A 12,580-nucleotide genomic window follows, 5' to 3' on the forward strand; every position below is an offset into this window, starting at 1 on the left:
CTGCATCGCTGCACACGTCACGCCATAGGTGAGTATCGGTGTTGTGCCGTATTCCAATTTCGTGCGCCTCTCTCAAGACACACTGCTTTGAGATACTTCTCGATACAATCTCAACCCAAATTTCGGCAGCATCCCGCACGCCATCTCTAACGCACAGCACGCCACCATTGAATTGAACTTCTTCCAAATTGTTAAAGAACGACAGCCGATTTAGATTCTCATCGAATCCATCAGTGTTAGGCCAAGCCTAAGCTAAAACGCACTCAGCGCACATCCTCGCGGATACGCAACAAATACCCTTTAGCTTAGGAATTGGTGGAGGTTGACGGGATCGAACCGACGACCCCCTGCTTGCAAAGCAGGTGCTCTCCCAGCTGAGCTAAACCCCCAAGACACCACTACTACTGTAGGTACATCCCTTAGTTCGTCACCCAACCACACCAGTTAGCGCAACCAACCAGACCAAGATGGTGGGTCTGGTTGGATTCGAACCAACGACCCCCGCCTTATCAAGACGGTGCTCTAACCGACTGAGCTACAGACCCTACAGCCTGTCGTATGACAGCCGATAAGCGTGAGCGCTTTAGCAACTTATGCTTCAAGCTCGAGAAAGGAGGTGATCCAGCCGCACCTTCCGATACGGCTACCTTGTTACGACTTCACCCCAGTCACGAATCCCACCGTGGTAAGCGCCCTCCTTGCGGTTAAGCTACCTACTTCTGGTGAAACCCGCTCCCATGGTGTGACGGGCGGTGTGTACAAGACCCGGGAACGTATTCACCGCGGCATGCTGATCCGCGATTACTAGCGATTCCAACTTCATGCACTCGAGTTGCAGAGTGCAATCCGGACTACGATCGGTTTTCTGGGATTAGCTCCCCCTCGCGGGTTGGCAGCCCTCTGTTCCGACCATTGTATGACGTGTGAAGCCCTACCCATAAGGGCCATGAGGACTTGACGTCATCCCCACCTTCCTCCGGTTTGTCACCGGCAGTCTCCTTAGAGTGCCCTTGCGTAGCAACTAAGGACAAGGGTTGCGCTCGTTGCGGGACTTAACCCAACATCTCACGACACGAGCTGACGACAGCCATGCAGCACCTGTGTATCGGTTCTCTTTCGAGCACCCCCTGATCTCTCAAGGGTTCCGACCATGTCAAGGGTAGGTAAGGTTTTTCGCGTTGCATCGAATTAATCCACATCATCCACCGCTTGTGCGGGTCCCCGTCAATTCCTTTGAGTTTTAATCTTGCGACCGTACTCCCCAGGCGGTCAACTTCACGCGTTAGCTACGTTACTAAGGAAATGAATCCCCAACAACTAGTTGACATCGTTTAGGGCGTGGACTACCAGGGTATCTAATCCTGTTTGCTCCCCACGCTTTCGTGCATGAGCGTCAGTGTTGGCCCAGGGGGCTGCCTTCGCCATCGATGTTCCTCCGCATATCTACGCATTTCACTGCTACACGCGGAATTCCACCCCCCTCTGCCACACTCTAGCCTGCCAGTCACAAATGCAGTTCCCAGGTTAAGCCCGGGGATTTCACATCTGTCTTAACAAACCGCCTGCGCACGCTTTACGCCCAGTAATTCCGATTAACGCTTGCACCCTACGTATTACCGCGGCTGCTGGCACGTAGTTAGCCGGTGCTTATTCTTCCGGTACCGTCATCAGCAAAGGATATTAGCCCTCGCCTTTTCTTCCCGAACAAAAGTGCTTTACAACCCGAAGGCCTTCTTCACACACGCGGCATTGCTGGATCAGGCTTGCGCCCATTGTCCAAAATTCCCCACTGCTGCCTCCCGTAGGAGTCTGGGCCGTGTCTCAGTCCCAGTGTGGCTGGTCGTCCTCTCAGACCAGCTACAGATCGTCGCCTTGGTAGGCCTTTACCCCACCAACTAGCTAATCTGCCATCGGCCGCCCCTATAGCGCGAGGTCCGAAGATCCCCCGCTTTCATCCTTAGATCGTATGCGGTATTAATCCGGCTTTCGCCGGGCTATCCCCCACTACAGGACACGTTCCGATGTATTACTCACCCGTTCGCCACTCGTCAGCGGAGCAAGCTCCCTGTTACCGTTCGACTTGCATGTGTAAGGCATGCCGCCAGCGTTCAATCTGAGCCAGGATCAAACTCTTAAGTTTAATCTCTGTTACTGTTTTCTATTCTTCCGAATAGGTCGCTCAACTCAAGAATCAACAAGTAGTACGAACCGAAATTCATACCCTTACTTCTTCTCTTGTGCGAGCTCTTGATACTTTTGCTTTGCGCTCATCGGCCTAAACCAACAAACGCGCATCCGTCACCAAGCGCCCACACTTATCGGCTGTAAATTTTTAAAGAACCGTTTAACGACTGGCTGGGCATTCCCTCGCACTAGGCGACCCGTCGATTCACCGCAAACACCACCACTTTTGCTCCACCGCGCTGTTTTGCTGCAGAACAGAAGCGAGATTATGTACCACCACCACCATCTCGTCAAGCAGTTTTTTGTCACCCCCGGCAACGCGTCTCTCATCAACCCAGAAACCATCACCTGACAATACACACCGCTCAACCACCCAGTCTCAGCACCTGCAGACCAAGCCTACCCACACCAGCAACAAGAAAGGACCCTTCAAATCAAGTACCTTCTCTCACCACCGCCCCACCACCACAACAAACGCTTCGCCTTGTCTGCAGCGGGGAGCCGAATAATAGGACACACCCAGCAAACCTGCAAGTACTTTTGTGACATTTGTCACACGCCAGCAAAATGAACCGGCTAACGCTTCGGCAGGAGCAGCCACATTCGGCCGGATTGTTTCATGCGTCCCGCCAGGTCGCCGGCGTCATCACCATGCCCCCAGAAGTAATCCGCCCGCACGCCGCCACGAATCGCCGAACCCGTGTCCTGGGCAAATACCAACCGGTTCAATGGTGTGTCGCTAAACGGGCGCGTTGTCGACAGGAACACCGGCACGCCCAGCGGAATAGACGTTGGGTCCACCGCAATCGAACGCTCCGGCGTCAACGGCACGCCCAGCGCGCCCAATGGCCCGTCAGCATCGTCGCCGACGATCGGCGGCATTTCCTTGAAGAAGACAAAACGCGGGTTCACATCCAGCAAGGCGGGTACGCGTGAAGGATTCGCCCGCGCCCAGGCCTTGATGCCCTGCATGGTTGCCTGGGACGGGGTAATTTCACGATTGCGCAGCAACCAACTGCCGATAGACTCGTACGGCTGGTTGTTCGTGCCGCCAAATCCCACGCGCATGACTGATCCATCGTCCATGACGACACGTCCAGACCCCTGTACTTGCAGGAAAAACGCTTCGATCGGATCGTCAACATAGACCAGTTCGTTTCCTTCCAACACGCCCGCACGCTCCAATGCAGGTCGCGCAGGCAATGGCGCACCACGACGCACCCCCATCGGCCAGCGATAGAGCGGATACAGATACGGCGCCCGCTTCACACGGGAGCCGTGCAGCAACGGCTCGTAGTAGCCGGTGATCAGGCCATCCACGGTGCCATTCCGATTGGCTAATTGATAGGGCTGGAAATATTGCTGGAAATAGGCACGGGTAGCACTCTCGTCCAACTCGTCGAGCTGCTGGGCGGCTGCGCAGGCGGTCCGCCAGTCCGGCAAGGTTCGCAACCGCAGGCAGCTCTGTCGTAACGATGCCGTTGCGCCCAGCAAGGAATCCGTCTGCCAACCCTGCACGGCGTCCCAGCCAACCGGCGTCAGCCGATCCGCCGAAATGATGTCCGACACACTCGGCATGGACAGCGGCGACAAGGTTCCACGCGTGGCGTAACCGGCGTCAGGCGCAGAACCACGGACGGACGGCGACGGCCCCGAGGAACATGCCGCCAGTAACACAGCAACCAGGCAAGCCATCGAAGCGCCTGCCGTATGCATTGTCATACCGGCAACACCACGCCACAAAGAAACGCGCCGCAGCGCACCCAACACACCCATCATCAACCGTTCGCCGTTCTTCAATGGAGGGTTCGCGGCATCGCGAGGGTAAATTCCGCTACAGGCGCATCGAAACGTTCGCCGTCCTCAGCCACGCAGAAGAACGAACCGCGCATCGTACCGATCGGCGTCGCGATCATGGCCCAACTGGTGTACTCGAATTGCTGGCCCGGCGCCAACAATGGCTGGCTACCCACCACGCCCAGACCCTTGACCTCCTGAACGTCGCCATTCGCATCGGAAATGATCCAGTGTCGGGCGATCAACTGCGATGCAACGCTGCCCGTATTGCGAATCGTGATCGTGTAGGCAAACGCAAATTGCCGTTGCGACGGCTCGGACTGGTCCGGCAAAAAGCGCGGCGACACCGTCACCGTCATCTGATACTGGCTCATTCGGCGGAATATTGGCAAAGGAGGTAAAGGGCGCGGTCACCGACTGAAAACGACAGCGGGCAACCCGCAAGGCCCCAGGCCGCCGACATATGCAGGCGACGAACGGGTCGCCGGACATTCTGAGGCATGCACCGGTCAACCGCAACTCGTAGCCGCGCATCGATCGGCGATCCGGCGAACGTTCTCCACAAACGCGCGACACCATATCGCGCCGGATGGCTTGAATGCCTTGTGCGCGTCGCTTAGATGCCGATTCGGTAGAATAACGTCTATAGGAAATACAACGGTACGCGCAGCACGCGACGCCCGGCGTGCGCCCACCGCCGGTCCAAGCCGCGGCGCCACACCAGGGCCGCCGCCAAGACCCGTCTGAGACCGGGCGCGTGCGTTTCAATCACGGATCGAGCTTCCCCACCCATCATCATGAAAGACTATGTGATCGCCCCCAGTATCCTGTCAGCCGACTTCGCCCGCCTGGGCGAGGAAGTCCGCAATGTCGTGGCCGCAGGCGCGGACTGGATACATTTCGATGTGATGGACAATCATTACGTGCCGAACCTGACGATGGGACCGATGTTTTGCGAGGCACTGCGCCCACATACGTCGGCTCCCATCGACGTGCACCTGATGGTGAAACCGGTGGATGCGCTGGTGCCCGCCTTCGCCAAGGCCGGTGCGAATAACATCAGTTTCCACCCCGAGGCGTCCGAACATATTGATCGAACCCTCGGCCTGATTCGCGAACACGGTTGCACGGCGGGCCTCGTTTTCAATCCCGCCACGTCGCTGTCTTATCTCGACCACGTAATGGACAAGATCGACCTGATCCTGATCATGTCGGTCAATCCGGGTTTTGGCGGCCAATCCTTTATTCCCGAAGCGCTGAACAAGCTGCGTGAGGCCCGCGCGCGAATCGATACGTACACGGCACGAACAGGACGCACGATCCGACTGGAAGTGGATGGCGGCGTGAAAAGCGGCAATATCGGTGAGATCGCCGCGGCCGGCGCCGACACTTTTGTTGCCGGATCAGCGATTTTTGGGCAATCGAACTATGCGGCGGTCATCGAGGAAATGCGCGCGGCGCTCGCCACGCAGTCCGAAGAGGTAGCCGCCCATGCCACCCCATGACGCGATAATCATGACCGATCAATCATCAGCATCGCGTGACCATGGTGCCCGCTTTCTCGATCGACCGGTGCGCGCGGCCATCGTAGACCTCGACGGCACGCTCGCTGATACCGCGGACGATTTCACCGCAGCGCTCAATATCATGTTGCGCGCGCTTCCCACCCCACTGGAACAAGTCACGCGCGAGGAGGTGGTGCGTTATATCGGCAAAGGCACTGAAAAGCTGATTCGCGACGTGCTGGCCGCACGCCTGCCAGAGGGAGAGGCACGCGCTTGCTTCGACATCGCATTGACCGCCTATCATGAGGGTTACGAGCAGATCAACGGTATGTACGCGCGGCTTTACCCGGACGTTGTATCCGGATTGACGGCGCTGAGGTCGCTCGGGCTCGCCCTCGCCTGTGTCACGAACAAGCCCGAACGGTTTGCGCGGGGCCTGCTGGCACGTCACGACCTGCTGTCGTTTTTTCCGGTCGTCATCGGTGGCGATACCGTGGCGCGTAAAAAGCCGGACCCGCTCCCCATGCTGACCGCCTGCGAGCAGCTTGCCACGACGCCAACGCAGACTGTTGCCATCGGCGACTCGGAGAACGACCTCCATGCGGCACGTGCCGCGGGCATCTCGAGCATGACCGTGCCGTATGGCTATAACCACGGGAAACCCGTGCAGGAACTGGCGACCGATGCTATAGTTTCAACGCTGCTCGAAGCCGCGCGCCTACTGGGATTCGCTTCCCATCAAGTTCGCTGACAAGGGGTAAGACCTTATCGAGTAGGCGAAGTCGATGCAATAAACTGATTGGTGGGCGAGTGCTTCGTTGCTTGCCCTGGCGATATAGACGACGCTTGGTACATCATCCGGGCGTTTTTTCGACGATTCGAACATTTTCGATCGATTGCAATGTTTCTGAACAAAAAACGGAGTCATGGCGGCATTGACCGGGGGGCCTGGCCCTGGCGTCGCTTGTCTTGGTGATTTCGCCCCGAGGCTGCTGAAGCACCCCCTGCTTCAGCTTCCGTTTTTTGCTGTCCCCTTTGCTGTATCTTGACGTTGCCGCCGGCTATAGGCCGGTACGCGGAGCTAGCGTAGCAACACGTCGGTAAAGGTATCGTGCCCTGGGTTGTCGAGTAACACGTTGTTTCTGGTGCAGCGCGGACCAGTCGTGTTCCCCGACAGCGCGCCGAGGTTTCGGAGCGTGTTCCCCTGCCGTTACCCTCCCGAGGTGTATCCGCGCCGGATGCGTGATCTGACGCACACCATGCTCGCCTGTTGTGGCCTGCACCTCGTGTCGTCGCACCGCGTCCGCGCCTTGCATGCTGCCTCGCGTCCGACCGAAGCGTCACCGCCGCACCACTTTGTTGCTGCCATCCCGGAACCGCCGCATCCGGGCGGGCGCGAGTGTGCGGCGATGCCGGACAAAGAGACCTGAAACCATGACTGAAATCGAATTCCAATCCTTGGCCGCCGCAGGCTATAACCGCATTCCGATGGTCGCTGAAGCACTCGCCGACCTGGAAACACCCCTGTCCGTCTATCTGAAACTGGCACAGCGCGAACGACATGGCGCGAATTCCTATCTGCTCGAATCGGTCGTCGGAGGCGAACGCTTCGGCCGTTACTCGTTCGTTGGCTTGCCAGCACGCACGTTACTGCGCACCCACGGCGTGAACGTCGAGGTGGTGACCGACGGCCAAGTGGTCGAGACGTCTACGGAAAACCCACTCGACTTCATCGCCACGTTCCAGCAGCGGTTCAACGTTGCCCCGCGACCTGGCCTACCGCGCTTCGTCGGCGGATTGGCAGGCTATTTCGCATACGACGCAGTGCGTTACATGGAACGCAAGCTCGCGCACTCGGCGCCGACGTCGGATCCGCTGGACATGCCGGACATCCTGCTGCTGCTCACCGAGGAAGTCGCGGTCATCGATAATCTCGCGGGCAAGCTCTACCTGATCATTCATGTCGACCCGGCACGGCCGGAAGCGTATGCCAACGGCCGGCGGCGCCTGCGCGAATTGCGCGACCGCCTGCGCGAACCGGTGCAGCCACCGGTGACGTCGGCGTCGGTACGGACCGCTATCCATCGCGAATTCGCAAAGCCGGACTATCTCGCCGCCGTGCATCGCGCAAAGGAGCAGATCGAGGCAGGCGAATTGATGCAGGTACAGGTGGGACAGCGCCTGGTGAAACCGTTCCGCGACGCGCCGCTGTCGCTGTATCGCGCGCTACGGTCGCTGAATCCCTCACCCTATATGTATTACTACAACTTCGGCGAATTCCATGTCGTGGGCGCGTCGCCGGAAATACTGGTGCGCCAGGAACCGCGTAATGATGAACGGATCGTGACGATTCGTCCGCTGGCAGGCACACGGCCACGTGGCGCGACGCCGGAGGCCGATGCACAGTTGGCCACCGAACTGCTCGCCGATCCGAAGGAAATCGCCGAACACGTCATGCTGATCGATCTGGCCCGTAACGACGTCGGCCGTATTGCGCAGACCGGATCGGTGCAGGTCGTGGACAAGATGCAAATCGAAAAATACTCCCATGTGCAGCATATCGTAAGCGCGGTGGAAGGAACGTTGAAACCGGGTCTGTCGAACCTCGATGTGTTACGCGCAACGTTTCCGGCCGGTACGCTGAGCGGTGCGCCGAAAGTGCGCGCCATGGAATTGATCGACGAACTGGAACCAGTCAAGCGCGGTCTCTACGGGGGCGCCGTGGGCTATTTGTCCTTTTCCGGCGAAATGGATCTTGCTATCGCGATTCGCACCGGCATCATCAAGGACGGCAACCTGTACGTGCAGGCAGCGGCCGGCGTGGTCGCGGACTCGGTGGCGGAATCCGAATGGCAGGAAACGGAGAACAAGGCGCGCGCCGTGCTGCGCGCGGCCGAACGGGTGCAGGACGGATTGGACGGGGAGTACTGACATGCTGCTGATGATCGACAACTACGATTCTTTTACGTACAACCTCGTGCAGTATTTCGGTGAGCTGGGCGTGGACGTGCGAACGGTGCGCAACGATGAAATCACGCCTGGCGACATTGCCAAGATGGCACCCGACCAGATCTGCCTGTCTCCCGGACCAAGCGATCCGCAACATGCCGGCGTGACATTGCAAGTGCTACATGAATTTGCCGGCAAGCTGCCGATCCTCGGCGTCTGCCTGGGCCATCAAGCCATCGGCGAAGCGTTTGGCGGCAAGGTGATTCGCGCCAAGACAGTGATGCACGGCAAGGTCAGCGAGATCGAAACCGATCAGCAAGGCGTCTTTACCGCCCTGCCAAAGCGTTTCATCGTCACCCGGTATCACTCGCTGGCGATCGAACGCGAGACGTTGCCGGATTGCCTGACCATCAGCGCGGAAACCGCCGATGGCGAGATCATGGGCGTACGTCATAAGACGCTGCCGGTGGAAGGCGTCCAATTTCATCCGGAGTCGATTCTCAGCGAACACGGGCATGCGCTGTTACGCAACTTCGTCCAGCGCTGAATCGCGGGTCCCCCGGGCAATAGGCGCCCGGGCATGCATCGCTGGCGACATCCCTCTCTTACGCATCCGCAACCGATATCGGCATGAACGACGTCTCCCACGCTACCCCTATCAGTCCGCAAGAAGCCCTGCAACGGACCATCGAACACCGCGAGTTGTTCTTCGACGAAATGGTGCATCTGATGCGCCTGATCATGCGCGGTGAAATCGCGCCGGAAATGTGCGCGGCCCTGCTGACGGGCCTGCGTGTGAAGAAAGAAACGATCGGCGAAATCACGGCGGCGGCCACCGTGATGCGTGAATTGGCGCTCCACGTTCCGGTGGACGACAAGACGCATTTCGTCGATATCGTCGGTACCGGTGGTGACGGGGTACACACGTTCAATATCTCGACCGCGTCCATGTTCGTGGTCGCGGCCGCAGGTGCGAAGGTCGCGAAGCATGGGAACCGCAGCGTATCGAGCACGTCAGGCAGTGCCGATGTGCTCGAAGCATTGGGAGTCAATTTGCACCTGACCCCGTCGCAGGTAGCACAATCGATTGCCGCTACCGGCATCGGTTTCATGTTCGCTCCGAATCACCATCCCGCGATGAAGAATATCGCGCCAGTGCGCAAGGCACTGGGTGTCCGAACGATTTTCAATATACTGGGACCGTTGACCAACCCCGCCGACGCACCGAACCAGTTGATGGGTGTGTTCCATCAAGACCTGGTGGGTATCCAGGTGCGCGTCATGCAACGCCTTGGCGCAAGGCATGTCCTCGTGGTACATAGCCGTGACGGCATGGACGAAATTTCGCTTGGCGCGCCGACCCTGGTAGGCGAATTGATTGACGACGAGGTGCGAGAATACGAAATTCATCCGGAGGATTTCGGCCTCCAGATGACGTCGAATCGATCGATCCGCGTTGGCAGCGCAACCGAATCGCAAGCGATGTTGCGCCAGGCTCTCGGCGATATGCCTGGGGCCGCGCGCGACATCGTCTTGCTCAACGCCGGCGCGGCGCTGTACGCGTCCGGCCTCGCTGCGTCGATTGCCGAGGGAATCGATCGTGCGCGTGACGCCTTATCGAGCGGCGCGGCCCAACGCAAGGTCCAGGACCTGGTGGACTTTACCCAATTCTGCAAAGGATAAGAAAAAATGTCGAATATTCTCGAGAAAATTGTCGCTGTCAAACGCCAGGAAATCGCCACCGCGCAGTTGGCGGAACCGCTCGCGGCACTGCGCTTGCGCGCCGAGTCCCGCGATGCCGCCGATGCGCGCGACTTCGTTGGTGCGTTGCGCGCAAAACGCGCAGCCGGCCTGTCCGCGATCATCGCCGAGGTGAAGAAGGCCAGCCCGTCGAAAGGCGTGATCCGCGAGCACTTCGTGCCCGCCGATATCGCCCGCTCGTATGCCGCGCATGGCGCCGCCTGCTTGTCCGTGCTGACCGATGTGCAATTCTTCCAGGGCGGCGTGCCCTATCTAGAGGAGGCACGCGAAGCTTGCGCATTGCCGATATTGCGCAAGGACTTCATCGTCGATCCGTATCAGGTGTACGAAGCAAAGGCGATGGGTGCCGACTGCATCCTGTTGATCGCCGCGATCCTGACGCCGGAAGTAATGCGCGATCTCGAAGCGCTGGCGTTGTCACTCGGCCTTGCAGTCCTGGTCGAAATTCATGGTCGTGACGAACTCGCCGCGGCATTGACCTTGAAAACACCCCTGCTGGGCATCAACAACCGTGATCTGCGCACGTTCGACGTGTCGCTGCGCACGACGCTGGATATGCTGGCCGATCTTCCGGAAGACCGGTTCGTCATCACGGAATCGGGCATTGCGAACCACGACGACGTGGCAGTGCTGCGTCACGGCGGCGTGCCCGGATTCCTGGTCGGCGAGGCATTCATGCGCGCGTCGGAACCCGGTGAGGAAATGGCTCGACTGTTCTTCACATCGCAAAGCTGACAGGACAACATGCGGGATGGCCATCGAAAAGGAAATGAAGTTGGCGCTTGGCGGTACGACACCGCAAGCACTGACGCAATGGTTACAGCAAAGGGCATCCGCCGTCGCCCCCGGCGCGCGCGCAGGCGACAAGCGTGTGGGCAGCAGCGGCAGGGCATCCACCTTTGCGTTGCGGAATATCTATTACGACACGCCGGCACTGGATCTGGCACGCGGCAAGATCGCATTGCGCTTGCGCTTGTCGCCGCACGGCTGGTTGCAAACGTTGAAAACCGCAGGCAAGTCGGTCAATGGCCTGCATGCCCGCGGCGAATGGGAAATGCCGGTGGCCGGCCCCAGCTTGGATCTGGAAGCATTGCGCACCGCCTGCGATGACCCTGCGGCGCTGACCACGCTGCAGGCATTCCACGATGCGGGCATCGCACTGATCCCGGTGTTCCGTACGGACTTCGATCGGACCGTTTGGCCTATTCGGCATCACCATGCCGATATCGAAGTGGCGCTGGATCTTGGCAAGGTTTTCGTACCGGATGAACGCAACGATGCGCCGCACGCCGATAGCGCCTCGCTAGCGATTGAAGAGCTGGAGCTCGAGTTGCAAGGCGGTGACGGTAGTGACGAGGAAAGAGAAACGGCGTTAGTCGACTTTGCGAACACATTGCGCGCAACCTTTCCAGACTTGCGCGCGGACGATACGTCGAAAGCAGCACGCGGCTATGCCTTGTTCAAGGCACGGCAGGCGCTACCCGTATCGTCCAGTGGCAACGCGACTCCGGGTTCGGCACAAGGTGGTGCTGTATGACGCACGACCATCTCGACCAGACACCGCTCGCGCGGCATTTCGACGCGCTGCCTGACGGCTGGCGTGCCTGCCTGACGGATTTCCTGGCCAGTGACACCTATCCGCGGCTCTGCCAATTCGTCGATGGTGAGCGGGCAGCCGGCAAGACGATCTACCCGGCCGACCCATTCCGGGCTTTGACGTTAATGGATGCCGATCACGTCCGCGTGGTCATTCTCGGGCAGGACCCGTACCACGGTGAAGACCATGGCATTCCACAGGCGCACGGACTGGCCTTCTCGGTGCCACCAGGCGTCCGGCCTCCACCATCGCTGCGCAATATCTGCAAGGAAATCAGCGCGGAGTTTGGCCACCCCCCCCCTACGCATGGTTGCCTCGATCATTGGGCGCGCCAAGGCGTGCTGCTGTTGAACACGGTCCTGACAGTCGAAAAAGCCAATGCCGGCAGCCATGCGAAGCACGGCTGGGAGCGCTGCACCGATGCCTTGATCGCCCGGCTCGGTGCAAGCCCGACGCCGTTGGTGTTTCTGCTATGGGGTGCCCATGCGCAAGCAAAACGCGCATTGCTGATGCAGCACGCGCATCATCTTGTATTGGAAGCACCGCATCCTTCACCGTTATCCGCACATCGGGGTTTTCTGGGCTGTGGCCACTTTGGGGAAGCCAATCGCTTTCTCACGCACCACGGTTTCGCCCCGATCGACTGGTCGATTCCAGCGGCGGCGATCGTCGAAAGTCAGGCTAACGGCACGCTGTTTTAACTGCGTCCGCCCGAAGGCTACTTTCCATCACACACACACTAAAGCGGCACGATTCCCCTGTTGAACCAGGGGTCGATCGTGCCGCT

General features: G+C 59.2%; 11 protein-coding genes, 2 tRNA genes and 1 rRNA gene. 9 read left to right on the forward strand and 5 right to left on the reverse strand.

Going from position 1 to position 12,580, the window contains the following annotated elements; all coding sequences use genetic code 11:
- Window positions 1-313 precede the first annotated feature (313 nt).
- The 5 genes from SJQ66_RS27650 to apaG form a co-directional block, all read right to left on the reverse strand.
- Window positions 314-389, reverse strand: a tRNA-Ala gene (locus SJQ66_RS27650).
- Between the two features lie 79 nt (window positions 390-468).
- Window positions 469-545, reverse strand: a tRNA-Ile gene (locus tag SJQ66_RS27655).
- Window positions 546-609: 64 nt separating this feature from the next.
- Window positions 610-2,140, reverse strand: a 16S ribosomal RNA gene (locus tag SJQ66_RS27660).
- Window positions 2,141-2,760: 620 nt separating this feature from the next.
- The gene (gene mltA / locus SJQ66_RS27665) at window positions 2,761-3,906 is read right to left on the reverse strand and encodes a murein transglycosylase A (protein ID WP_081765221.1); all 1,146 of its coding nucleotides are present in this window, start codon (window positions 3,904-3,906) and stop codon (window positions 2,761-2,763) included.
- A 74-nt stretch (window positions 3,907-3,980) separates the two neighbouring features.
- Window positions 3,981-4,355 (reverse strand): Co2+/Mg2+ efflux facilitator ApaG/CorD, encoded by a 375-nt coding sequence (apaG, locus tag SJQ66_RS27670; RefSeq protein WP_024905944.1) that lies wholly within the window; start codon window positions 4,353-4,355, stop codon window positions 3,981-3,983.
- 423 nt (window positions 4,356-4,778) lie between these two features.
- On the opposite strand from apaG, the gene rpe reads away from it, so the two are divergent.
- From rpe to SJQ66_RS27715, 9 genes are all read left to right on the forward strand, one after another.
- Complete coding sequence (gene rpe / locus SJQ66_RS27675; RefSeq protein ID WP_024905945.1) at window positions 4,779-5,486, forward strand: ribulose-phosphate 3-epimerase; 708 nt, start codon at window positions 4,779-4,781, stop codon at window positions 5,484-5,486.
- Window positions 5,487-5,496: 10 nt separating this feature from the next.
- Window positions 5,497-6,237, forward strand: coding sequence for a phosphoglycolate phosphatase (gene gph / locus SJQ66_RS27680; RefSeq protein WP_024905946.1), 741 nt, complete (start codon window positions 5,497-5,499; stop codon window positions 6,235-6,237).
- 445 nt (window positions 6,238-6,682) lie between these two features.
- Complete coding sequence (locus tag SJQ66_RS27685) at window positions 6,683-6,916, forward strand: hypothetical protein (RefSeq protein ID WP_320534796.1); 234 nt, start codon at window positions 6,683-6,685, stop codon at window positions 6,914-6,916.
- Between the two features lie 4 nt (window positions 6,917-6,920).
- Window positions 6,921-8,417: an anthranilate synthase component I gene (gene trpE / locus SJQ66_RS27690; protein ID WP_320534797.1), complete on the forward strand. Its 1,497-nt coding sequence runs from the start codon at window positions 6,921-6,923 to the stop codon at window positions 8,415-8,417.
- Between the two features lies 1 nt (window position 8,418).
- Window positions 8,419-8,982: an anthranilate synthase component II gene (locus tag SJQ66_RS27695; RefSeq protein ID WP_024905949.1), complete on the forward strand. Its 564-nt coding sequence runs from the start codon at window positions 8,419-8,421 to the stop codon at window positions 8,980-8,982.
- 83 nt (window positions 8,983-9,065) lie between these two features.
- Window positions 9,066-10,118: an anthranilate phosphoribosyltransferase gene (trpD, locus tag SJQ66_RS27700; RefSeq protein WP_036013297.1), complete on the forward strand. Its 1,053-nt coding sequence runs from the start codon at window positions 9,066-9,068 to the stop codon at window positions 10,116-10,118.
- Window positions 10,119-10,124: 6 nt separating this feature from the next.
- Complete coding sequence (trpC, locus tag SJQ66_RS27705) at window positions 10,125-10,931, forward strand: indole-3-glycerol phosphate synthase TrpC (RefSeq protein ID WP_320534798.1); 807 nt, start codon at window positions 10,125-10,127, stop codon at window positions 10,929-10,931.
- Window positions 10,932-10,947: 16 nt separating this feature from the next.
- A complete protein-coding gene (locus SJQ66_RS27710) occupies window positions 10,948-11,733 on the forward strand; it encodes a CYTH domain-containing protein (protein ID WP_052738441.1) in 786 nt (261 codons plus the stop codon).
- Window positions 11,730-12,494, forward strand: a complete 765-nt coding sequence (locus tag SJQ66_RS27715) for a uracil-DNA glycosylase (protein WP_024905953.1) — start codon at window positions 11,730-11,732, stop codon at window positions 12,492-12,494. Before SJQ66_RS27710 ends, SJQ66_RS27715 begins: the two co-directional genes overlap by 4 nt.
- Window positions 12,495-12,580 lie beyond the last annotated feature (86 nt).

The organism is Robbsia andropogonis, assembly GCF_034047095.1.
GTDB lineage: Bacteria > Pseudomonadota > Gammaproteobacteria > Burkholderiales > Burkholderiaceae > Robbsia > Robbsia andropogonis.